The 19,599-nt window shown below is 66.7% G+C and carries 24 protein-coding genes; 16 read left to right on the plus strand and 8 right to left on the minus strand.

Annotation, left to right across the window (positions count from 1 at the left end; genetic code table 11):
* Positions 1 to 29 precede the first annotated feature (29 nt).
* From JHB91_RS08600 to JHB91_RS08610, 3 genes are all read left to right on the plus strand, one after another.
* Complete coding sequence (locus JHB91_RS08600) at positions 30 to 191, plus strand: hypothetical protein (protein ID WP_199472416.1); 162 nt, start codon at positions 30 to 32, stop codon at positions 189 to 191.
* 81 nt (positions 192 to 272) lie between these two features.
* Positions 273 to 614 (plus strand): hypothetical protein, encoded by a 342-nt coding sequence (locus JHB91_RS08605; protein ID WP_199472417.1) that lies wholly within the window; start codon positions 273 to 275, stop codon positions 612 to 614.
* A gap of 5 nt (positions 615 to 619) precedes the next feature.
* Positions 620 to 1,303 carry an ATP-binding protein gene (locus tag JHB91_RS08610; RefSeq protein WP_199472418.1) on the plus strand — a complete coding sequence of 228 codons (684 nt, stop codon included), beginning with the start codon at positions 620 to 622 and terminating at the stop codon, positions 1,301 to 1,303.
* Between the two features lie 126 nt (positions 1,304 to 1,429).
* Here JHB91_RS08610 and fghA read toward each other — a convergent pair whose 3' ends face one another.
* The 3 genes from fghA to JHB91_RS08625 form a co-directional block, all read right to left on the minus strand.
* Entirely contained in the window at positions 1,430 to 2,260 is an 831-nt protein-coding gene (gene fghA / locus JHB91_RS08615) for an S-formylglutathione hydrolase (protein WP_199472419.1), read from the minus strand.
* An 8-nt stretch (positions 2,261 to 2,268) separates the two neighbouring features.
* Positions 2,269 to 3,378, minus strand: coding sequence for an S-(hydroxymethyl)glutathione dehydrogenase/class III alcohol dehydrogenase (locus tag JHB91_RS08620; RefSeq protein WP_199472420.1), 1,110 nt, complete (start codon positions 3,376 to 3,378; stop codon positions 2,269 to 2,271).
* Positions 3,379 to 3,458: 80 nt separating this feature from the next.
* Positions 3,459 to 3,734, minus strand: coding sequence for a metal/formaldehyde-sensitive transcriptional repressor (locus tag JHB91_RS08625; RefSeq protein WP_199374759.1), 276 nt, complete (start codon positions 3,732 to 3,734; stop codon positions 3,459 to 3,461).
* Positions 3,735 to 3,838: 104 nt separating this feature from the next.
* On the opposite strand from JHB91_RS08625, the gene JHB91_RS08630 reads away from it, so the two are divergent.
* A complete protein-coding gene (locus tag JHB91_RS08630) occupies positions 3,839 to 4,180 on the plus strand; it encodes a TfoX/Sxy family protein (protein ID WP_199472421.1) in 342 nt (113 codons plus the stop codon).
* On the opposite strand, the gene JHB91_RS08635 is transcribed toward JHB91_RS08630, so the two are convergent.
* The 4 genes from JHB91_RS08635 to yihA all read right to left on the minus strand — a co-directional run bounded on the left by JHB91_RS08635 (position 4,177) and on the right by yihA (position 9,757).
* A complete protein-coding gene (locus tag JHB91_RS08635; RefSeq protein WP_233398541.1) occupies positions 4,177 to 4,815 on the minus strand; it encodes a glutathione S-transferase family protein in 639 nt (212 codons plus the stop codon). The two genes, JHB91_RS08630 and JHB91_RS08635, sit on opposite strands and share 4 nt — an antisense overlap.
* Positions 4,816 to 4,857: 42 nt before the next feature.
* Complete coding sequence (gene ppc, locus JHB91_RS08640; protein WP_199472422.1) at positions 4,858 to 7,602, minus strand: phosphoenolpyruvate carboxylase; 2,745 nt, start codon at positions 7,600 to 7,602, stop codon at positions 4,858 to 4,860.
* Positions 7,603 to 7,644: 42 nt separating this feature from the next.
* Entirely contained in the window at positions 7,645 to 9,009 is a 1,365-nt protein-coding gene (locus tag JHB91_RS08645) for a glutamate--cysteine ligase (RefSeq protein ID WP_199472423.1), read from the minus strand.
* Positions 9,010 to 9,142: 133 nt separating this feature from the next.
* A complete protein-coding gene (yihA, locus tag JHB91_RS08650; protein ID WP_199472424.1) occupies positions 9,143 to 9,757 on the minus strand; it encodes a ribosome biogenesis GTP-binding protein YihA/YsxC in 615 nt (204 codons plus the stop codon).
* A 160-nt stretch (positions 9,758 to 9,917) separates the two neighbouring features.
* On the opposite strand from yihA, the gene JHB91_RS08655 reads away from it, so the two are divergent.
* From JHB91_RS08655 to JHB91_RS08695, 9 genes are all read left to right on the plus strand, one after another.
* Entirely contained in the window at positions 9,918 to 10,832 is a 915-nt protein-coding gene (locus JHB91_RS08655) for a c-type cytochrome (RefSeq protein ID WP_199472425.1), read from the plus strand.
* Positions 10,833 to 10,941: 109 nt separating this feature from the next.
* Positions 10,942 to 11,589, plus strand: coding sequence for a thiol:disulfide interchange protein DsbA/DsbL (locus JHB91_RS08660; protein WP_233348293.1), 648 nt, complete (start codon positions 10,942 to 10,944; stop codon positions 11,587 to 11,589).
* 31 nt (positions 11,590 to 11,620) lie between these two features.
* Positions 11,621 to 12,475, plus strand: a complete 855-nt coding sequence (locus JHB91_RS08665; RefSeq protein WP_199472426.1) for a thiol:disulfide interchange protein DsbA/DsbL — start codon at positions 11,621 to 11,623, stop codon at positions 12,473 to 12,475.
* 67 nt (positions 12,476 to 12,542) lie between these two features.
* A complete protein-coding gene (locus JHB91_RS08670) occupies positions 12,543 to 13,283 on the plus strand; it encodes an endonuclease/exonuclease/phosphatase family protein (RefSeq protein ID WP_199375138.1) in 741 nt (246 codons plus the stop codon).
* Between the two features lie 164 nt (positions 13,284 to 13,447).
* Entirely contained in the window at positions 13,448 to 14,188 is a 741-nt protein-coding gene (locus JHB91_RS08675) for a hypothetical protein (protein ID WP_199472427.1), read from the plus strand.
* 78 nt (positions 14,189 to 14,266) lie between these two features.
* On the plus strand, positions 14,267 to 15,250 hold the full coding sequence (locus JHB91_RS08680) for a hypothetical protein (RefSeq protein ID WP_199472428.1): 984 nt from the start codon (positions 14,267 to 14,269) through the stop codon (positions 15,248 to 15,250).
* A gap of 68 nt (positions 15,251 to 15,318) precedes the next feature.
* Positions 15,319 to 16,113, plus strand: coding sequence for a DUF2071 domain-containing protein (locus JHB91_RS08685; protein WP_199472429.1), 795 nt, complete (start codon positions 15,319 to 15,321; stop codon positions 16,111 to 16,113).
* 144 nt (positions 16,114 to 16,257) lie between these two features.
* Positions 16,258 to 17,058, plus strand: coding sequence for a trypsin-like serine protease (locus JHB91_RS08690; RefSeq protein ID WP_343225088.1), 801 nt, complete (start codon positions 16,258 to 16,260; stop codon positions 17,056 to 17,058).
* Positions 17,039 to 17,647, plus strand: coding sequence for an HAD family hydrolase (locus JHB91_RS08695; protein ID WP_199374744.1), 609 nt, complete (start codon positions 17,039 to 17,041; stop codon positions 17,645 to 17,647). Before JHB91_RS08690 ends, JHB91_RS08695 begins: the two co-directional genes overlap by 20 nt.
* A 39-nt stretch (positions 17,648 to 17,686) precedes the next feature.
* On the opposite strand, the gene JHB91_RS08700 is transcribed toward JHB91_RS08695, so the two are convergent.
* Positions 17,687 to 18,295 (minus strand): VOC family protein, encoded by a 609-nt coding sequence (locus JHB91_RS08700; protein WP_199472430.1) that lies wholly within the window; start codon positions 18,293 to 18,295, stop codon positions 17,687 to 17,689.
* Here JHB91_RS08700 and JHB91_RS08705 point away from each other — a divergent pair.
* The 3 genes from JHB91_RS08705 to JHB91_RS08715 are packed head-to-tail and all read left to right on the plus strand — an operon-like array spanning position 18,294 to position 19,576.
* Positions 18,294 to 18,782 (plus strand): SRPBCC domain-containing protein, encoded by a 489-nt coding sequence (locus JHB91_RS08705; RefSeq protein WP_199472431.1) that lies wholly within the window; start codon positions 18,294 to 18,296, stop codon positions 18,780 to 18,782. The two genes, JHB91_RS08700 and JHB91_RS08705, sit on opposite strands and share 2 nt — an antisense overlap.
* Positions 18,779 to 19,159, plus strand: coding sequence for a nuclear transport factor 2 family protein (locus tag JHB91_RS08710; RefSeq protein ID WP_199472432.1), 381 nt, complete (start codon positions 18,779 to 18,781; stop codon positions 19,157 to 19,159). Before JHB91_RS08705 ends, JHB91_RS08710 begins: the two co-directional genes overlap by 4 nt.
* 9 nt (positions 19,160 to 19,168) lie before the next feature.
* Positions 19,169 to 19,576 carry a GFA family protein gene (locus JHB91_RS08715; RefSeq protein ID WP_199472706.1) on the plus strand — a complete coding sequence of 136 codons (408 nt, stop codon included), beginning with the start codon at positions 19,169 to 19,171 and terminating at the stop codon, positions 19,574 to 19,576.
* The last annotated feature ends 23 nt before the right edge of the window (positions 19,577 to 19,599 follow it).

Genomic DNA, 19,599 nt, shown 5'->3' on the forward strand with positions numbered 1-19,599 from the left:
GATCGGGTCACACAGAGGGAGGGAGTGCCATGCATCCGGTTTTCGTCGAGCTTCTTGCCAGGCCCGTCGGCTGGCTCACGATCGGTGGCGCGCTGATCATGTTCGGAATCACGATCGGCGTGCCGTTGTTCATCCGCAGCCGCGAGCGCGCCGAGGCGCGCGAGAAGGAACGCAATCGCGGCACGCCGTAATGCCGCGGCGCGTGGCGCGGGCACGCCGGACTCACGCCGTCGCCCGCTAAGCTGGGGCAACGCCACCCTCCGGAGACGCCCATGTCCACGCGCTATCTCATCGCCCTTCCCGATCCCGAGCGCACCCGTGCCTCGGGCGAGTTCGCGTTCACGGCGCAGGGTGCCGAGGCCTTTGCGCGCGAGCTGCAGGACGCGCTGCGCGGCGACGGCCTGTTCCAGCGCTGGCGCACCACCCAGGACGAGCCGGACGACGTGGATCCCGCGCTCGGCGCCACCGATCCCGCCGCCACCGTGACCGGCACGCAGCGCGAGACCCGCGTGGAGCTGGTGGCCGACACCGTGCTGCCCGGCGTGGTGTTCAAGCACCGCATGCGCCTGCTGGCCGGCAGTGCCTGGGAACTGCGCGACGTGCGCGCGGGCTGAAGCCGATGACACCGCGGCCGCCCGCACTGCTGGCGTGGAGCGGCGGCAAGGACGCGGCTTGGGCGCTGCACGCGCTGCGCCAGCGCGGCGAGATCGACGTGGTGGGCCTGCTCGCCACGATCAGCGCAGGCACCGAACGTGCCTCGATGCAGTACATCCGCGTCGACGTGCTGCACGCACAGGCCGCGGCCGCCGGGCTGCCGCTGCTCGAAATGCGCATCCCGGAAAGCTGCGACAACGCCTGCTACGAAGCCGCCTTCGCCGCCACGCTGGCCGAAGCGCAGGCGCGCTGGCCCGGCATCACGCGCATCGCCTTCGGCGACCTGCTGCTGGCCGACATCCGCGCCTGGCGCGAAGCGCTGTGCGCGCGGCTCGGCTGGACCGCGCTGTTCCCGCTGTTCGGCGCCGCGACCGCGGCGCTGGCGCGCGACATGATCGCCGGCGGCCTGCGCGCGCAGCTGTGCTGCGTCGACACCACGCAGCTCGACATCGCATTCGCCGGCCACGACTTCGACCTTGCGCTGTTCGCCGCGCTGCCGGCCACGGTGGATCCCTGCGGCGAGAACGGCGAGTTCCACACCTGTGTCAGCGACGGCCCGATGTTCGACGCACCCCTCTCCCTCGTCGCCAGCGAAACGGACCTGCACGGCGGTCGCTTCGCCTTGACCGACTTCGCGCTTGGCCAGTGATGAGCAAAGGCCTGCCACGGATGACGCGGATCAAATCTGATCAAAGCAGATGGGGCACGGAGCTTCGATGCCCTGTCCCCTATCTGCTCTTATCCGCGTGATCCGTGGCAAAACGCTTTTCCGCTCTCACCCACGCAGCGCCTTTGCATGGTGGGCGATGTGCTCGCCGATGAAGCTCGAGATGAAGTAGTAGCTGTGGTCGTAGCCCGGCTGCATGCGCAGCTGCAGCGGATGGCCGGCGGTCACGCACGCGGCCTGCAGCAGTTGCGGGCGCAGCTGGGTGTCGAGGAACTCGTCGGCGTCGCCCTGGTCGACCAGCAGCGGCAGCTTCTCCTGCGCCGACTTCACGAGTTCCACGGTGTCGTGCTGCTTCCACGCCTCACGGTCGTCACCGAGGTAGGCCGCAAAGGCCTTCTCGCCCCATGGCACCTGGCTCGGCGCCACGATCGGCGAGAACGCCGACACGCTGCGGTAGCGGCCGGGGTTCTTCAGCGCGATGGTCAGCGCGCCGTGGCCGCCCATCGAATGGCCGCTGATCGCGCGCGCGTCGCTGGCTGACGGATCCGCCTCCACCCACGCCGGCAGCTCGTCGACGATGTAGTCGTACATGCGGTAGTGCGCGGCCCACGGCGCCTGCGTGGCGTTGACGTAGAAGCCCGCGCCCTTGCCGAGGTCGTAGCCCGACGCGTCGGCGACGTCATCGCCGCGCGGGCTGGTGTCGGGCGCGACGATGATGATCCCGTGCTCCGCGGCATAGCGCTGCGCGCCGGCCTTGGTGATGAAGTTCTGCTCATTGCAGGTCAGGCCCGACAGCCAGTACAGCACCGGGCAGGGGCCGTCGGCCGCCTGTGGCGGAAAGTACACGCCCACGGTCATGTCGCAACCGAGGACCTCCGAGCGGTGGCGGTAGACGTCCTGCCAGCCGCCGAAGCTGGCGCGGTGTTCAATGCGTTCCATGGCGGGCCTCAGTAGTGGATGACGGTGCGGATCGACTTGCCTTCGTGCATCAGGTCGAAGGCTTCGTTGATGCGCTCCAGCGGCAGCGTGTGGGTCACGAACGGCGCCAGCTGGATGTCGCCGCGCATCGCGTCCTCCACCATGCCGGGCAGCTGCGTGCGTCCCTTCACCCCGCCGAACGCCGTGCCCAGCCACTTGCGGCCGGTGACCAGCTGGAACGGACGGGTGCTGATTTCCTGGCCTGCGCCGGCCACGCCGATCACCACGCTCTGGCCCCAGCCGCGGTGCGCGCACTCCAGCGCCGCGCGCATCACGTTGACGTTGCCGATGCACTCGAACGAATGGTCCACGCCCCAGCCGGTCATCTCCACGACGACCTGCTGGATGGGCTTGTCGTGGTCCTTCGGGTTGACGCAGTCGGTGGCGCCCATCTGCGTCGCCAGCTCGAACTTCGACGGGTTGGTGTCGATGGCGATGATGCGCCCGGCCTTGGCCTGCACCGCGCCCTGGATCACCGCGAGGCCGATGGCACCGAGGCCGAATACCGCCACGCTGTCGCCTTCCTGCACCTTCGCCGTGTTGTGCACCGCGCCGATGCCGGTGGTCACGCCGCAGCCGAGCAGGCAGGTGTGTTCCGGGTTCGCGTCCGGGTTCACCTTGGCCAGCGAGACCTCGGCGACCACCGTGTACTCGCTGAAAGTCGAGCAGCCCATGTAGTGGTAGACCGGCTCGCCGTTGTAGCTGAAGCGGGTGGTGCCATCGGGCATCACACCCTTGCCCTGCGTGGCGCGCACGGCGACGCACAGGTTGGTCTTGCCGCTCTTGCAGAACAGGCACTCGCCGCACTCGGCGGTGTACAGCGGGATCACGTGGTCGCCCGGCTGGACGCTGGTGACGCCCTCGCCGACCTCGACCACGATGCCCGCGCCCTCATGGCCCAGCACCGCCGGGAACACGCCTTCCGGATCGTCACCGGACAGGGTGAAGGCGTCGGTGTGGCACAAGGCGGTGTGGGTGATTTTCACCAGCACTTCGCCCTTCTGCGGCGGGGCGACGTCGAGCTCGACGATCTGCAGTGGCTGGCCTGCGGCAAAGGCGACGGCGGCACGGGATTTCATGGCGATACTCCTGTCGAATCAAAATTCGTAACGAAGGCACACGGCGCCGTGGGGCTTCCAGTGCGGATCATGTTGCGGCTTCACTTGAGATAGGAACGGATCAGCCCGGTCATCTCGGCGACGCGGGCATCGCGATCGCTGTCGTCGCCCGCGGCCTGGCCGAATTGCTCGCGCAGGTGCGCTTCGAGCACCTCGCTCATCAGCCCGTTGACCGCTCCGCGGATCGCCGCGATCTGCTGCAGCACCGGCGCGCAATCGGCACCGGCCTCCAGCGCGCGATCGAGCGCGTCGCACTGGCCGCGGATACGGCGCACGCGGGCGAGGACCTTCTTCTTTTCCTCTGGCGAATGCGGCACGGCAGGCAGTCCGGATGATAGTGGGGGGGAGTATACCAGCGGCGCTTGACCCGGAGCACGGCCGCGGAGAACGATGCCCGCTCTCCACGGCAACCGAGCCCCGCATGGCCACCGACCAGCACTTCCTCGACTACGTCGCCGAACAGGCCGGGCTCGGCGAGCGGCTGACGTGCAAGAAGCTGTTTGGCGAGTACGCGGTCTACGTGGACGGCAAGGTCGTGGCCTTCGCCTGCGACAACAGCCTGTTCGTGAAGCCGTCGGCCGCGGTTACGCGCCTGGCGCCCGGCCTGCCGCTGCGGCCGCCCTATCCCGGTGCGAAGGGCTATCCCGTCGCCGACGAGCTCCTGGACGATGCCGAAGCGCTGCGGCGGCTCCTGCTCGAAACCGCCGCGTTGATGCCCGAGCCCAAACCCAAGCCCAGGCCGAGGGCGAAAAAGCCGGGTTAGCCCCGCGCCGGCATCAGCGCGTTGTCCAGCGCCTGCGCACGCTGGTACGCCGGCCGGGCGCGCAGGCGTTCGGCCCAGGCGGTGAACGCCGGACGTTCCGGAATCGACTTGAATCCGAGGCCGAAATCCACCTGGCCGCCGACATAGACGTCGGCCGCGCTGAAGCGTTCGCCCAGCAGCCATGGCGAAGTCGAGGCCGCGGCCTGCTCCAGCGCGTCGACGGTGTGCTCGTAGCTGCCGTAGCCGACCATGCCGGCTTTCTCTGCGGGTGCCAGCAGGCCCATCGCGCGCGCACTGACCGCGGCCTCCACCGGGCCCGCGGCGAAGAACAGCCAGCGCAGGTATGTCCCGCGCAGCGGGTCGTCCAGTGCCGGCGCCAGGCCGGCCTGCGGGAAGGCATCGGCCAGGTAGGCACAGATCGCCGCCGCCTCGGTGACCACCACGCCGCGGTGCTGCAGCGCCGGCACCTTGCCCATCGGGTTGATCGCCAGGTACTCGGCCGACTTCATGCTGCCTCCGTACTCCTGCACCACCGTGCGGTATTCGACGCCCAGCTCTTCGAGCATCCAGCGCACGATGCGCCCGCGCGACATGGGGTTGGTGTGGAAGACGATCTCTTCGCGCGGTGCGGACATGGCGGCAGTTCCGTGGACGGGACCGGCGAAGTCTAGCGCCTGTCAGCCGGTATTCTGGATCCCCGCCGCGATGCCGTTGACGGTGGCGAACAGCGCGCGCAGCGTCTCGTCATCCGCGCATCCGCCTTCGCGCCAGCGGCGCAGCAGCTCGACCTGCAGCAGGCTGATCGGATCCACGTAGGGATTGCGCAGGCGGATCGACAACCGCAGGCGGTAGTCGCCAGCCAACAGCCGGTCGGTGCCCTTGATGGCGAGGATGCTGTCGCGCGTGCGCGCGAATTCCGCGGAGATGCCCGGGAAGAACACGTCATGGGCGCCGCCGGCCAGGCGCGAGTAGCGCTCGAAGATGGCGAGGTCGGACTTCGCCAGCAGCATCTCCACGTCGTCGAGCATGGCGGCGAAGAAGTGCCAGTCGCGCGCAAGCTCGGCCATGGCATCCAGCCCGTGTTCGTCGATCCCGCGTTGCAGCGCATGGCCCACGCCATACCAGCCGGTCAGCCCGGAGCGGTTCTGCGACCACGCGAACACCCAGGGAATGGCGCGCAGGTTGGCGATGCCGCCATCGCGCCGCCGCGACGGCCGCGAGCCGATCTGCAGGCGCTCGATCACATCCACCGGCGTCGCCGCGCGGAAGTAGGCGTTGAAGCCCGGATCCTCGTGCACCAGCGCGCGGTAGCAGGCGCGCGAATCGGCGGACAGGCCGTCGGCGATCGCGCGCCAGGCCTGCACGCGCGGCTCCGGCGGGCGCGGGCGCAGGCTGGCGCGCAGCACCGCGCCGGTCATCTGCTCGAGGTTGCGCAGCGCGAGTGCGCGGATGCCGTACTTGCGGTGGATCACCTCGCCCTGCTCGGTGACGCGCAGGCGGCCGTCGACCGTGCCGCGCGGCGCGGCGATGATCGCGCGCTCGGTCTTGCCGCCACCGCGGCTCACCGAGCCGCCGCGGCCATGGAAGAACACCACGCGCACGCCGGCCTCGCGGGCGATCCGCATCAGGTCCACCTGCGCACGCTGCAGTGCCCAGCGCGAAGCCAGCAGGCCGCTGTCCTTGGCGCTGTCGGAGTAGCCCAGCATCACGATCTGGCGGTTGCCGCGGGCGCGCACGTGGCGGCGGTACACGGGGTCGTCGAACAGCGCGCGCATCACCCCGGCGGCGGCATCGAGGTCGTCGACGGTTTCGAACAGCGGCGCCACGTCCAGCGGCACCTCGCCGGCGCCGTCGCCCTCGACACAGCCGGCGATGCGCGCCAGCGCCAGCACCGCGAGCGCATCGGCGGCACTGCGGCTCATGCTGACGATGTACGGCCCGAACGCGGCGTCGCCGTAGCGCGCGCGCGCGGCGGTCACCGCACGGAACACATCGAGCGAGGCCGCCGCCGCATCGGCGTCCGGCACGCTCGGCTGCGGCGCATCGATCAGCGCATGCAGGCGCGCGAGCCGTGTGTCGAGCGGCTGCGTGGCCCAGTCGTCGTCGCCCTCCAGCGCGGCCAACGCGGCGTCGTGCGCGGCGGAATCCTGGCGCAGGTCGAGCGCGGCGAGGTGGAAACCGAAGCTGCGCACCCGCCGCAACAGGCGGCGCAATGCAAACAGGCCCGCGTGTTCGCCGCGGTGGTGGGCCAGGCTGGCGTCGATGAGCTCGAGGTCGTCGAGGAATCCCTCCACGCCCGCATAGGCCGCGCCGGCTGGCGCGCCCTCGTCGGCCGCGGTCGCCGCCAGCCGCGCCGACATCAGCTCCATCAGCTGGCGGTAGGGCATGTCCGCCTGGCGCGCGCGCAGGCGCGCGGCGGCTTCCGGCATGAGCGCCTTGTACTCCGCAAGCCGCGCGTCGACCGCGTCGTCCACGCCGGCACGGTCGCGGCTCTGCGTGAGCACCTGGCCCAGCGCGGCAAGCTCCGCTCGGTACTGCGCCAGCACCTGCGCGCGCTGCGCGGCGAGCGCGGCTTCGATGGTGGCGGCGCCGACGTTGGGATTGCCGTCCATGTCACCGCCCACCCAGGTGCCGAAGCGCAGCACGTTGGGCAACGCGATGCGCTCGCCCCAGATGGCCTCGACGGCATCGGCGAACACTTCATAGAACGCCGGCAGCACCCGGAACAGCACCCCGAGGTAGTGGCCGATGTGTTCGACCTCGTCGGTCACGGTGGGCTTCAGCGGCGGCGCCTCGGAGGTCTGCCAGGTGGTGGCCAGCGCCTGGCGGATGCGCGACTCGTCGCTGCGGCGTTCGTCGGGTGTGCGCGCGCGGTCGATGTCGGCCACCAGCCGCTCCACGATCACCGATTCCTTGGCGAGCAGCGCGCGGCGCACCGCTTCGGTGGGATGCGCGGTGAACACCGGCTCCACCCACAGCTCCGGCAGCAGCGCCTGCAGCTCGTCGAGCGTGACCCCATCGGCATGCAGCGCGCCCAGCACGGCTTCCAGCCCACCCGGCTGCGGCCCTTCGTCGCCGCGCTGGTGATCGCGACGGCGGCGGATGCGGTGCACGCGCTCGGCCAGGTTGATGGCGCTGAACCACGCCGAGAATGCCCGCACCAGCGCATCGGCATCGTCCAGCGACACCGCGGCCAGGTGGCCGGCCATTTCGTCGACAGGCGCGCTCGTCTCCCGCCGCGCGATCGCCGCGCGGCGCACCGCTTCCACCTGCGCCAGCAGCGCCGGGGACACCTGCTCGGACAGCATGTCGCCGACCATCGCCCCAAGCCTGCGCACGTCGTCGCGCAGCAGCGTGTCGGTGTCGGCGAAATCAAGCTGCTCGCGCAGCGGCGAAGCGATTGCGGCGGGCGTCGGGTTCATGGCCCAAGGCTACACGCGCCGCCGGCCAGGCGGATCACGTGCTCAGTAAGCGAACTCGCTGAACACGCGGTCGATGTTGCCGCCCCACTCGCCGTGGTACAGCGCAAGCTTGCGTTCGGCCGGGGTTTCGTTGGCCATGACGTATTCAACCAGCGGTTCGAGAAAACGGCTCTCGTCCTGGCCGTCTTCGTTGAGGCGCGCGCGGCGCGCGAGGCCCGCGGACGCGATCTCCAGCGCACGCTGCGCCAGGTCGCGCACGGTGCCGCCGCGGAACGGCAGCTTGAGCGCGTGCTTCGGCACGCCGTCACGCAGCACGTGGCGTTCGTCGCGGCTGAAGTCCTTGACCAGGTCCCAGGCCGCATCGAGCGCGGCATCGTCATACAGCAGGCCCACCCAGAACGCCGGCAGCGCGCACAGCCGGTTCCAGGGACCGCCATCGGCGCCACGCATCTCCAGGAAGCGCTTCATACGCACCTCCGGGAACGCGGTGGTCATGTGGTCGGACCAGTCCTGGATGGTCGGCAGCGCGCCCGGCAGCGCCGGCAGGCGGCCGTCCATGAAGTCGCGGAAGCTCTGGCCGCTGGCGTCGTGGTACACGCCATCGCGGTAGCTGAAGTACATCGGCACGTCGAGCAGGTAGTCGACGTAACGCTCGTAGCCGAAGCCGTCCTCGAACACGAAGTCGAGCATGCCCGTGCGGTCGGGGTCGGTGTCGGTCCAGATGTGCGAGCGGTAGCTGAGGTAGCCGTTGGGCTTGCCTTCGGTGAACGGCGAGTCCGCGAACAGCGCGGTGGCGATCGGCTGCAGCGCCAGCGCCACGCGGAACTTCTTCACCATGTCGGCTTCGCTGGCGAAGTCGAGGTTGACCTGCACCGTGCAGGTGCGCGTCATCATGTCCAGGCCGAGGTCGCCGACCTTGGGCATGTACGACTTCATGATGCGGTAGCGGTCCTTGGGCATCCACGGCATGTCGGCACGCGCCCACTTCGGCTGGAAGCCCATGCCGAGGAAACCGAGGCCGAGTTCATCGGCGACGGTCTTGACCTCGCGCAGGTGGCTGCCCACTTCGCGGCAGGTCTCGTGGATGGTCGACAGCTGCGCGCCGGACAGCTCCAGCTGGCCCGCGGGCTCCAGGGTGACCGAGGCGCCATCCTTCAGCAGCGCGATCACCTGGCCGTGTTCGGTGACCCGCTCCCAGCCGAAGCGGCACAGGCCGTCGAGCAGCGCGCCGATGCCCTGCGGGCCGTCATAGGTCGGCGGGCGCAGGTCGTCGAGGCGGAAGCCGAACTTCTCGTGCTCGGTGCCGATGCGCCAGTCGTCGGGCACGCGCGCGCCGCCGGCGATGTAGGCGACCAGGTCGTCACGCGAGCGGATGGGGGTAGTGGCGCTGGGCAGTGGGCTGGACACGGGGCGGACTCGCAGGACGCTCGATGGTGCGGTCCGGGCCGGCTTCCGCATGGTCGGCCACTATATCGCGCGGCCATGCGCCACCTTGCCACCACTGCCGGTCCGCAGCGTCGCCCCCCGCGCTGCAATCAGCTCAGGGTGCCGGCATGTCCAGCCAGCCGCAGATCACCTTGCGCGCTTCGTCCACGCCGAGCTTGGACTCGCCGGAAAACGTCTGCACGCCCACGGTGTCACCGTAGGTGGCGGCCAGGTCACGGCGCACCGCCAGCAACGTGGAGCCGGCGTTGCCCTTCGACAGCTTGTCGGCCTTGGTCAGCAGCACGTGCGCCGGAATGCCGCGTTTGGCCGCGTAGTCGAGCATGTGCCGGTCGTAGTCCTTCAGCGGGTGGCGGATGTCCATCACCACCACCAGGCCGCGCAGCGCCTGGCGCGCCTGGAAGTAGCGGTCCAGGAACGCCTGCCAGTGCGCCTGCAGCTCGCGCGGCACCTTGGCGTAGCCGTAGCCCGGCAGGTCCACCAGGTAGCGGCCGGTATGCGACGGCAGGTCGAAGAACACCAGCTGCTGGGTGCGGCCGGGGGTCTTCGACACTCGCGCCAGCGCGTTCTGCTGGCACAGCGCGTTCAGCGCACTGGACTTGCCGGCGTTGGACCGGCCGGCAAACGCGACCTCGAAGCCGTCATCGGGCGGGAGCTGACGCGGGTTGTGCGCCGCCAGCAGGTACTGGGCGCGTGCAAGGGGATTGGCCATGCGCACAGGATCGCATGGGCGGGTCCGCGGCGGGCCCGCGGGGCGGTTTGACCGTTCCAACGCGCGCCCTAGATAATGGCAGGCCTTGCGGGCGCCTTCCGGCGCCAGCGCGGCGCGGGCGCACAACGCCCCGCCAGACCGATCCACGGAGCCCAGCAAGATGCGCCACGCCCGCAGCTACGCCCTCGTCGGCCTCACCGCCCTGGTGATCGGCGCCGTCGCCTTTGCCCAGACCACGGTCGCACCGCTGGAAGAAGCCGAGCCGGTGGAGACCCTGCCGCTGGAGTCGGTCGACGCGCTTGCCGAGCTCGCCAAGACCGTGCCGGGCAACGCCCAGAACGGCGCCACGCTCGCCGGCACCTGCGCGGCCTGCCACGGCCTGGACGGCAAGAGCACCATCCCGGAGGTCTACCCGAACATCGGCGGCCAGAGCGAGCGCTACATCTCGCAGCAGCTGGCGCTGTTCAAGAGCGGCGAGCGCGCAAACGCGATCATGCAGCCGTTCGCGTCGATGCTGTCCGCGCAGGACATGCGCGACGTCGGCGCCCACTTCGCCCACCAGGCGACGTCGGCCGGCATTGCCGACGACACCGAGGTCACCGAAGGCACCTACGCCGGCATGAAGTTCTACGAGATCGGCGAGCAGCTGTTCCGCCGCGGTGACTTCGCGCGCGAAATCCCGGCCTGCATGGCCTGCCACGGCCCGACCGGCGCCGGCAACCCCGGCCCCGCGTACCCGCACGTCGGCGGCCAGCAGTCCTGGTACACCGCGCGCCGCCTGCAGGAATACCGCGCCGGCACCACCACCGCGCGCGATACCGCCCACTTCGACATCATGGCCAGCATCGCCCGCCAGCTGACCGACGAGGAAATCGGCGCGCTTTCGAGCTACATGCAGGGCCTGCACACGCGTCCCGACGCCGCCACGCTGGCCGCGATCGCCAAGCTGCCGCCGCCCGCCCCGGCGCCCGCGCCGGTTGAAGCTGCCCCGGAAGGTGCCGCGCCGGAAGGCGAAGCGCCGGCCGATGAAGCGCCCGCCGCCGCGCCGGAAGCGGACGTCCAGCAGGCTGCGTGAACTCGCGCCGGCCGCCGCGGTCGGAGTCTTCACAATGCCTGAAGCGCAGCGCCGGCCAGACTCCTGTGCCGGCGCTTTGCTTTCCGCCCCCGCCACCGAGCCCCCGCCGATGACCCTGCGCCTCCTGCTCCTCACCCTGCTGTTCGCGCTGTGCGCGGCCGCTCCCGCGTTCGCCCAGGACAGCGACGGCCTGGTCGAAGGCCGCGACTACGTGGTCATTGCCGGCGGCGCGCCCCTGCAGGCGACCAAGGGCAAGATCGAAGTGGTCGAGGTGTTCGCCTACTGGTGCCACGTCTGCAACGACTTCCAGCCGCTGGTCGATGCCTGGACGAAGAAGCTCCCGCGCGACGTCGCCTTCCGCTACCTGCCGGCGGCGTTCAGCCCCACCGATCGCTTGGCGCGCGCCTACTTCGCCGCCGAATCGATGGGCAAGCTGGCACGCACCCACAACGCCACCTTCCGCGCCATCCATGACGAGCAGAGCCTGCCGGCGCGCAACGCCAGCGTGGCCGAGATCGGCACGCTGTACGCCAGCCTCGGCGTGGATGCCGACCGCCTGGCCGCGGCCATGCAGTCCGAAGCCACCGATGCGCGCATGCGCGCCGCGCGCGAGTTCATCGTCGGCGCCGGCGTGGAGGGCACGCCTTCCATGATCGTCAACGGCAAGTACCGCGTGATCGGCCGCAGCCTGGCCGACATCCTCCGCCACACCGACCTGCTGGTTGCGCGCGAGCGCGCCGCCGCCAAGGCACGTTGATCCCTTTCCGTTCGCTCTTCGAGTCCATGCCATGAACAAGCTGCTCTTCGCCCCCCTGCTGCTGACCGTGCTGCTGGCTGCCTGCAGCCGCGACGAAGCCCCGGCCGCCGACACCAGCGCCGCCCCCGTCGCCACCGAAGCCGCCACGCCGGCCGCGATCCCGGACGAGCCCGCGCTCGACCCGTCCGCCCCCGCCACTGAAGCTGCCGGCGACGCCGCCGCACCCGCACCCGCGGACGCGCCCGTCGCCGCCGATCCCGCGGCCGATGCAGCCGTCGCCGCCGCGGCGCAGGCCGCGCAGCAGGGCCCCGGCCCCGTGGCCGGCACCGACTACATCGAGATCCCCGGCGGCCAGCCGTTCGCACCGCTCGCGGGCAAGATCGAAGTAGTCGAAGTGTTCGCCTACTCCTGTGGCCACTGCGCCGCCTTCGACCCGCTGATCACCGCGTGGAAGAACAAGCTGCCGGGCGACGTGCGCTTCAACTACCTGCCGGCCGTGTTCTACGACCAGGACAACTTCCCGAAGGCGTTCTTCGCCGCCGAGGCCATCGGCGCGCTGGACAAGGTGCACGCCAAGACCTTCAACGCCATGCACATCGAGCGCAGCCTGCGCCCGAGCGCCAGCAGCGACGACATCGTCAAGTTCATGGCCAAGCAGGGCGTCGACGCCGCGCAGCTCAAGGGCACCATGGACAGCTTCGCGGTGAACGCCAAGGTGGGCCGCGCCAAGCAGTTCGCCGTGCGCAGCGGCATCGACTCCACGCCCACCGTGGTGGTCAACGGCAAGTACCGCGTGCGCGGCCGCTCGCTGGAAGACGTGCTGCGCATCACCGACCAGCTGATCGCGCGCGAGCGCGCCACCATGCAGGCCGGTGGCAGCCAGTAACTCCACACCCCTTGACGCGGCGCCCGGCGGGGCGCCGCGTCAGGACGTGGGCGTGCAGCGGCTGAAGCTGCTGAGCGCCAACATCCAGGCGGGCTCCAGCACCCGCCGCTACAGCGATTACGCGACCCGCAGCTGGTCGCACGTGCTGCCGGCCGGCAACAAGCGCGGCATGCTCGACACCATCGCCAAGCTCGCGGGCCGCCACGACATCGTGGGCCTGCAGGAGGCCGACCCCGGCAGCTGGCGCTCCGGCTTCACCAACCAGACCCACTACCTCGCCGAACGCGGCGGCTTCGACTACTGGACGCACCAGCCCAACCGCCGCATGGGGCAGTTCGCCTCGAGCGCCAACGGCCTGCTCAGCAAGTTCGAACCGACCTCCATCAGCGACTACCCCCTGCCCGGCCGCATCACCGGCCGCGGCGTGCTTCTGGCGCGCTTCGGCGAAGGCGACGAAGGCCTGACCATCGCCGTCGCGCACCTCTCGCTTGGCGCGCAATCACGCGCCTCGCAGCTGTCGTTCATTGCCGAACTGCTGGCCGACTCGCCGTACGCGGTGCTGATGGGCGACTTCAACTGCACCGTCGACCGCCCGGAAATGGCGGCCCTGTTCCGGCAGACCCGCCTGCAGCCACCGGCATGCATGGTGCACACCTTCCCCAGCTGGAAACCGCAGCGGGCGATCGACCACATTCTTGTGAGCGACAAGCTTGCGTGCCGTGACTTGCAGGCATTCCCGGCAGCGTTTTCGGATCACCTGGCGTTGTCGGTGGATCTGGAAGTGCCGGATGTGGCGCTGCGGCGGTAGGGGCTTTCGGGCGCGCCAACGGCGTGGCCTGATGGATGTGCCTTGAGCGGAGAGCTCGGTACATACCAGCGAACTTGCAGCGGTACTCGCTACCGCCCCAAAGATGGGCTCTAATCCGGCATCACCGCCCCGTTGATGGGGTGTAATTAGTTGTTAAGTGGCTTATGGAACTTCTCCGAGATCCCGTTTGGCAATTCATCGGCGCCGTACTGGCTCTAGTGGGCCTTTCAATAACGATTCTATTTTTTATAAAGCAAAGGCGACTAAAGGAGCTTTCGGCGGGCTTCCTGGTAAAGAAGCACTTGATCTCCATTTCGGAGTCGATTTCCGATCGGGTAGAAATGAAGCTAGACGGAGAGCACATCGAGAATCTGAAGATTTACAGCTTTGGAATCAAGAACTCCGGCAACGTTGAGATTCGCAAAGAAGACTTCGAGAAGCCCATTTCGCTCAGCATCGGTGATGGCGCAAAAATTGTTGAGTTCTCAATCACCAAGTTCAACCCCAGATCGCTCAAGCCAGTGGCATCGGGAGACGCGAGGACAATTCTTGTTGAGCCACTTCTACTTAACTCCGGCGACTACTTCGTTCTCGACGTACTTGCAACTGGGGCAAGCTCAACCTTGGATATTGAGTGTCGAGTAGCTGGTGTTCCGAACCTAGAGACGATCAACTCGGGGGTCCGTTACACGCCTGATCGCACTACAAACCTCATCTACAACCTAGCAATTTCTGGCGTGGTGGGTGCGGGAATGTACTTTGCGGCAAAGTTTTCTGGCGATCGGCCCGATATTGCCCTGATCTCTGTGGGCGCGTTTGCCGGAATGTTGGCAATTATGAACTTTGCTCATTATGCGATCGGCAGAATTCGAAACACCAGCAATCGCTACATAGACGCCACCTAACAATTCATTCAAGCCGAAGCCGCTTCGCGGCTCGGCTTAATTCAGGTGCTATGCGTCACATCGGGGAGATCGTCGCAAATGCAGTGGAAAGATGTGCTCATCGGGGCAATTTCGACTCTGGCCGTAACGGTGGTAGGAGGCGTAGCCGTCTACTACGCAACGAAGGAGCCTGAGTTCAAGGCGCGTGAGCTCTTGACCTACTCAGTTAGGTCAAGCGGCGATTTTTCGGGTGAGAAGGAGCGAGTGGCTTTTACATCGGTTGTTATTGCTAATCGCGGTGGGCGGGCAGCGACTAACGTTGTAGCCAGCATCAAATTTGCGACGCCTAGCATAAAGGATCTCGCCACGGAAACAGTGCTTGGTGCAAATGAAGAGAGAGCTATAACGAGTGAACAGGCAACCCTGAGCTACCTCAAACTCCTTCCCGGCGAATCAATCACAGTTAATCTCCTACTAAGCTCGCCTGCACAGCCTGTAGTAACAGTGCGCAGCGACGAAAGCTTGGCAGTGAATGAGGCGTCGCTCGGCACAGAAAAACGCGAAAGGCGCACGGAGCTAAACAGGGCGTCTTCCCTCGTTGTCCCCATATCTGCGTTCTTGTTTATTGTTCTCACCGCTCTCTTCTCAAGGAAAGCAAAGAGGCTTGGTATCGCGGACAGCATGCTGAGCGATAGAAACAACGCAGCTTTCTTGCTCCTTCACAGCGGCCTGCCGAAAGAAGCAGAAGATATCTTGACTGCGTCGCTTCAGTCTGGGAGATATGACTCCTTCACTCTTTCAAATCTCGCACTTTCGAAGGCCGTGAACGGCGACCCGGAAAAGGCTGCGGCGCTGATGCATGCTGCAACCTACCGCGAGACAAAGGGCCATGCAGCAGCCGTCGTATTGTTTAACGAGGCTCTGTTGAACTTCACTTCCGGAAAGCGGTCGGAGGCGATCGCAGCCCTAAGGAAGGCTCTCGTCCTGTCGCCGAGGCAAGTCAAGAAGTACTGTGATCGCTCGATTCATCTGAACAACTACAGAGCAGATCCAGATTTCATTTCCTTGGTGGGTGGCGCATAACAATTCGTTCAAGCCTAAGCCGCTTCGCGGCGCGGCTTAACTTAGGTGCTAGACCTCTCCGAGCATCCATGCAAGACACCCTCAGGCTCTCCAACTACTTGCACGATCGCCCCGCGCCAAAAGGTTTCGACGTCGTCTGCAAGCTGCAGCACTTCGCGATCATCACTTATGCGTTCGACCCGGATCGCTTTGCTGGTGTAATGCCAGAGCGCTTCAAGTTGGACACAGTGCTTATTGGCGGAGAAGCAAGAGCATTAGTCTCGGTAGTCCCATTCGTGGATGTTGATTTCACGTCTGCCGTCTATCCGTTCCCAAAGTTCCAGATGGGACAGACTAACTACCGCATCTACATCGTAGACACGAACACCGGCGAGAAGTGCGTTTGGTTCCTTGGGACAACGCTGGATTCGTGGACCCGGCTGATTCCGTACGGTCTTTGGAATCTACCGTGGTACTCAGGAAAGGTTCGTTTTAACTGCCAGCAAGACAGTGCGGGCACCTACCTGCGCTACGCGATGGAGACCGAGGCGAAATGGGCCCCCGCCAGTGTTGAGCTCACTGGCGGAAAAGATCCTGCCTTGCCCTTTCCTGGCTTCCCAGACGTGGAGACGGGACTGGTCTACCTGACCCACCCACTGCGCGGCTACTATCATCGCCGTGATGGACAGCTGGGCACATACCATGTCTGGCATAAGCAGCTCGCCGTCATGCAAGGCAGTCTCGTCAGTGCGAGCTTCGGGCTGCTGGATCGGCTCGGACTCGTTTCTCTCGCTGAGCAGCAAGACCCTCATAGCGTTCTAATCGAGCCTATCAATGAGTTCACAATCTACCTCCCACCGAGAATTGTCAGGTCAGAGGTCTGACAGTTCACTTCCAGCCGAACACGCTTCGAGTGTCGGCTGGATTTCGGTGTTAGACCGCATGACGCGTGCTCGTGGCGCTTTAGGTGGCAGGCCTTTATGGCATCAGGTATGACTCGACTCTTGTCGCTCACACTCCTCCTCTTGATGGCTTCAACCGCCAGCGCCGTCGTCATTCGACATGACGTCGATGATGCGAGGTATCGGGTTCCAGCCTCCGAGTTCCCGGCTCTCGTTGACATGCCCGGGGAGGGGCACGGCGTACTAATTGCTCCCCAATGGGTCATTACTGCCGCCCATACGATCCCACGGCACTCCGAACCCAGGAAGATAGTGATCAATGGGGTAACCAGGGACGTTGAGCGCGTGGTCGTGCACCCCGGGTACAAGATGCTGCCACAAGAGCTGATCGATCAAGCCATGGCCAGTGGCGAGGCGATGCTGATAGTGGCGTTTCTTGCCTCATCCGACGACATCGCACTGGTCAAGTTGACGCAACCCGTTACGGATCTCGCTCCCGTCGCAATCTTCAGGCAAAGCGACGAACCAGGCCGGGTCGTCAAGATCGTGGGGAAAGGCGCCACGGGTTCGGGAGCCAACGGACACGACCCCAGAGGGCCGAACCGGACGGAGCTTCGCCGCGCGTTCAACGAAGTCAGCAGTGCCTATGACCGCTGGCTTTGCTATGTGTTCGACGAGCCACCGTCGGCCCTGCCCCTTGAGGGTGTACTCGGTAACGGGGACAGCGGCGGTCCTGCGCTCATCCAGATTGAAGATCACTGGTTGTTGGCCGGGCTGGCCTCATGGAAAGTTGTCCAGGGGAACGTCATGACCGCCCGGCCCGGGCGCTACGGTCAGGTCGCCTGCAATGTGCGCATGAGCCATTACATCGAATGGATTGAAGGCGTGATGTCCGATCGGCCGCAGAATGCCGCTAGCGCTCTTTGACTTCGACGGCACGATCACGACTCACGAGACCATGCCGGAATTCCTTCGGCGGTCCGTGCCGCGGCGACGCCTGCTTGCCGGCCAGCTCCTGTTTGCGCCGCTCGTCATCGGCTACAAGATGGGGCTCGTCTCGGGGACTTTCATTCGCAGTCTCATCGTGCGCTTCGGATACAGCGGCGTGCCCGTCTCGGTCGTGGAGGCTCGCGGTCTGGAGTTCGCCCGGAGCCATCTACCCGGTACTCTCCGGCCGGAGGCGCTGCAGCGTATCGCGTGGCACAGATCGCAAGGGCACGCGATCGTGGTCGTCTCGGGTGGGCTGGAGGCATACCTCCGTCCATGGTGTGAAGCACACGGACTCGAGCTCGTCTGCTCCGTCCTGGAGCAGCGAGACGGAATACTGACAGGCCGTTACGAGGGCCCCCAATGTGTCCTTGCGGAGAAGGCTCGGCGCGTCGGCGAGCGCTATGACCTGAAGGCCTATCCGGCCATCTACGCATACGGGGATACGGCCGAGGACCGTCACCTGCTCGGCCTTGCAACCGAGCGCTACTACCGTTGGCAGAAAGTTGAAGCCGCCGCTGGTCGCTAGCGAGTCGTGCAAGCCAACACCGCTTCGGGTAGTGCGCGCCTACGCGATATCTTCATGAATGCAGAGAAGGTTGCCCTCTGTGTCCTTGAACCAGGCTGCCTTCTCTGCACCAAGCACACAGACGTGGTCTACCGTCTTGAAGCCCGGGAAATCGTAGTCCTCGAACACCACGCCCGTCTTCTTCAATCCGGCAATGCCTGCGGCTATGTCCGGGACGCGGAAGCTGATGGCCGTATGTTCGGCCTTCGTCCCCTCCGGCTTGGGGAAGAGCGCGAGCGTACTGCCGCCAACCTCATAGATGAACTTTCCGTCGGGCCGGAGGCCACTGGGCGTCAGTCCGAGGCATCGCTCGTAGAACGTTCTCGCTCGCGCCATGTCGATCACGGGGAGCATCGTCGTAACGGCGGCATTGGCTAGCATGTGCAACTCCTTCTCTCTCCGGCCTGCCTTGGCGCAACGTCCTTCGTCGCGGGCGACGGCCATGCGGGCACGGCGCTCCATTTCACACACCAGCCGCGACGCTGGAATCGTCGACAGTGGTGCACACCTGCTCCCCGGCTGAGGCATTATCCGCAGGTCAGATCCGGGCCCCAGGTGACGCGCGAGCACCGGCCCCTCGATCCGTAGCACGCCGCTGGTGATCGCCATGACCCGTGAAATACATCATTCGTTCCTGGTCCACGCGTCCGTAGAGACGGTCATGGACGCACTCACGAAGGAAGAGCACATCCGCAACTGGTGGACCAAGGAAGTCGAGCTTGCCGATGGCAAGGGGCGGTTCGGCTGGAGTGGCCACGGCTGGAGCGTGGAACTGGACATGGAGCACGACGTGGCCGCGCGGCGAGTGCGGTGGACATGCACGCGCTCGAACATGCAGGACACCCATGCGTGGGAAGGCACCACCATCTCCTTCGCCCTGGCACCAGAGAATCAAGGCACGCGCATCGCGTTCGCCCAGACGGGCTATCGGGAGTCGCCGTGTTTCGACGCCTGCGAGCAGGGGTGGGCGTACTTCGTCGGCGTCAGCCTCAAGCAGTACGTCGAGACCGGGAAGGGCATCCCCTACCCGGAGATGCAGGACACACGCCAGGAGCAAGGCGGCGCAGACGCTCGATCGCTGGCATCCCGCCCATGACCACCACGCAGATTCCACAGTTCCTGGTCGACCTGGAAGACCGCTTCAACGCGGCGATGGTGTCGAACGACGTCGCGCGCATCGCGGCGTGCGTCACCGACGACTGGATTCTGGTCACGCCGGAGGCCGGGCCCGTGCCGCGCCCGCGCATCCTCGATGTCGTGGCGTCCCGCCGACTGACGGATGCGTCGATGACCAAGATGGCGACGCATGCGGCGGTCGTCGGCGACATGGCCTGGGTCACCGGCCGCGGACAGAACACCGGCACCTTCAACGGCGCGCCGATGCAGGCGGACGAATACATCACCGACATCTATCGCCGTGTCGACGGGACCTGGCTGTGCATGCTCACGCACCTGACGCCGGTGCAGGCGTAGCGCGTGAACGTGATGCTCAAGGAAGTAGGCGGCGTGACCATCCAGCCCCGGCACCGGGCGTCCTGCCACTGCGGGTTGGTGGTGCTCGAGCTCGACCTGCCGGACGGCATCGTCAACCCGCGCCGCTGCGACTGCTCCATCTGCCGTCGCAAGGGTGCGATTGTCGCGTCCGTGCCGTTGGCCGGCCTGCATGTCGTCAAGGGCGCGGAGCACCTGAAGCTTTACCGGTTCAACACCGGCGTCGCGAAGCACTTCTTCTGCGGTGCCTGCGGCATCTACACGCACCACCAGCGCCGCTCCAGCCCCGACGAATACGGCTACAACGTGGGCTGCCTGGAAGGCGTCAATCCCTTCGCCATCGCGGATGTCCCGACCAACGATGGCGTGAACCATCCCGCCGATCGCGGTGGTGCATGAGATCGTACTTCGGCTGCCACGGA

This window comes from Luteimonas sp. MC1828 (genome assembly GCF_016461615.1).
Lineage (GTDB): Bacteria > Pseudomonadota > Gammaproteobacteria > Xanthomonadales > Xanthomonadaceae > Luteimonas.

What these genes read in the sequence shown, in the direction of transcription:
- JHB91_RS08690 (WP_343225088.1), top strand. Translation starts at nt 16,258, where the DNA reads ATGGCTTCAACCGCCAGCGCCGTCGTCATTCGACATGACGTCGATGAT.
- JHB91_RS08605 (WP_199472417.1), top strand. Translation starts at nt 273, where the DNA reads ATGTCCACGCGCTATCTCATCGCCCTTCCCGATCCCGAGCGCACCCGT.
- JHB91_RS08620 (WP_199472420.1), bottom strand. Translation starts at nt 3,378, where the DNA reads ATGAAATCCCGTGCCGCCGTCGCCTTTGCCGCAGGCCAGCCACTGCAG.
- JHB91_RS08710 (WP_199472432.1), top strand. Translation starts at nt 18,779, where the DNA reads ATGACCACCACGCAGATTCCACAGTTCCTGGTCGACCTGGAAGACCGC.
- JHB91_RS08610 (WP_199472418.1), top strand. Translation starts at nt 620, where the DNA reads ATGACACCGCGGCCGCCCGCACTGCTGGCGTGGAGCGGCGGCAAGGAC.
- JHB91_RS08695 (WP_199374744.1), top strand. Translation starts at nt 17,039, where the DNA reads ATGCCGCTAGCGCTCTTTGACTTCGACGGCACGATCACGACTCACGAG.
- JHB91_RS08630 (WP_199472421.1), top strand. Translation starts at nt 3,839, where the DNA reads ATGGCCACCGACCAGCACTTCCTCGACTACGTCGCCGAACAGGCCGGG.
- JHB91_RS08665 (WP_199472426.1), top strand. Translation starts at nt 11,621, where the DNA reads ATGAACAAGCTGCTCTTCGCCCCCCTGCTGCTGACCGTGCTGCTGGCT.
- JHB91_RS08655 (WP_199472425.1), top strand. Translation starts at nt 9,918, where the DNA reads ATGCGCCACGCCCGCAGCTACGCCCTCGTCGGCCTCACCGCCCTGGTG.
- fghA (WP_199472419.1), bottom strand. Translation starts at nt 2,260, where the DNA reads ATGGAACGCATTGAACACCGCGCCAGCTTCGGCGGCTGGCAGGACGTC.
- JHB91_RS08635 (WP_233398541.1), bottom strand. Translation starts at nt 4,815, where the DNA reads ATGTCCGCACCGCGCGAAGAGATCGTCTTCCACACCAACCCCATGTCG.
- JHB91_RS08660 (WP_233348293.1), top strand. Translation starts at nt 10,942, where the DNA reads ATGACCCTGCGCCTCCTGCTCCTCACCCTGCTGTTCGCGCTGTGCGCG.
- JHB91_RS08705 (WP_199472431.1), top strand. Translation starts at nt 18,294, where the DNA reads ATGACCCGTGAAATACATCATTCGTTCCTGGTCCACGCGTCCGTAGAG.
- JHB91_RS08675 (WP_199472427.1), top strand. Translation starts at nt 13,448, where the DNA reads ATGGAACTTCTCCGAGATCCCGTTTGGCAATTCATCGGCGCCGTACTG.
- JHB91_RS08685 (WP_199472429.1), top strand. Translation starts at nt 15,319, where the DNA reads ATGCAAGACACCCTCAGGCTCTCCAACTACTTGCACGATCGCCCCGCG.
- ppc (WP_199472422.1), bottom strand. Translation starts at nt 7,602, where the DNA reads ATGAACCCGACGCCCGCCGCAATCGCTTCGCCGCTGCGCGAGCAGCTT.
- JHB91_RS08700 (WP_199472430.1), bottom strand. Translation starts at nt 18,295, where the DNA reads ATGGCGATCACCAGCGGCGTGCTACGGATCGAGGGGCCGGTGCTCGCG.
- yihA (WP_199472424.1), bottom strand. Translation starts at nt 9,757, where the DNA reads ATGGCCAATCCCCTTGCACGCGCCCAGTACCTGCTGGCGGCGCACAAC.
- JHB91_RS08680 (WP_199472428.1), top strand. Translation starts at nt 14,267, where the DNA reads ATGCAGTGGAAAGATGTGCTCATCGGGGCAATTTCGACTCTGGCCGTA.
- JHB91_RS08600 (WP_199472416.1), top strand. Translation starts at nt 30, where the DNA reads ATGCATCCGGTTTTCGTCGAGCTTCTTGCCAGGCCCGTCGGCTGGCTC.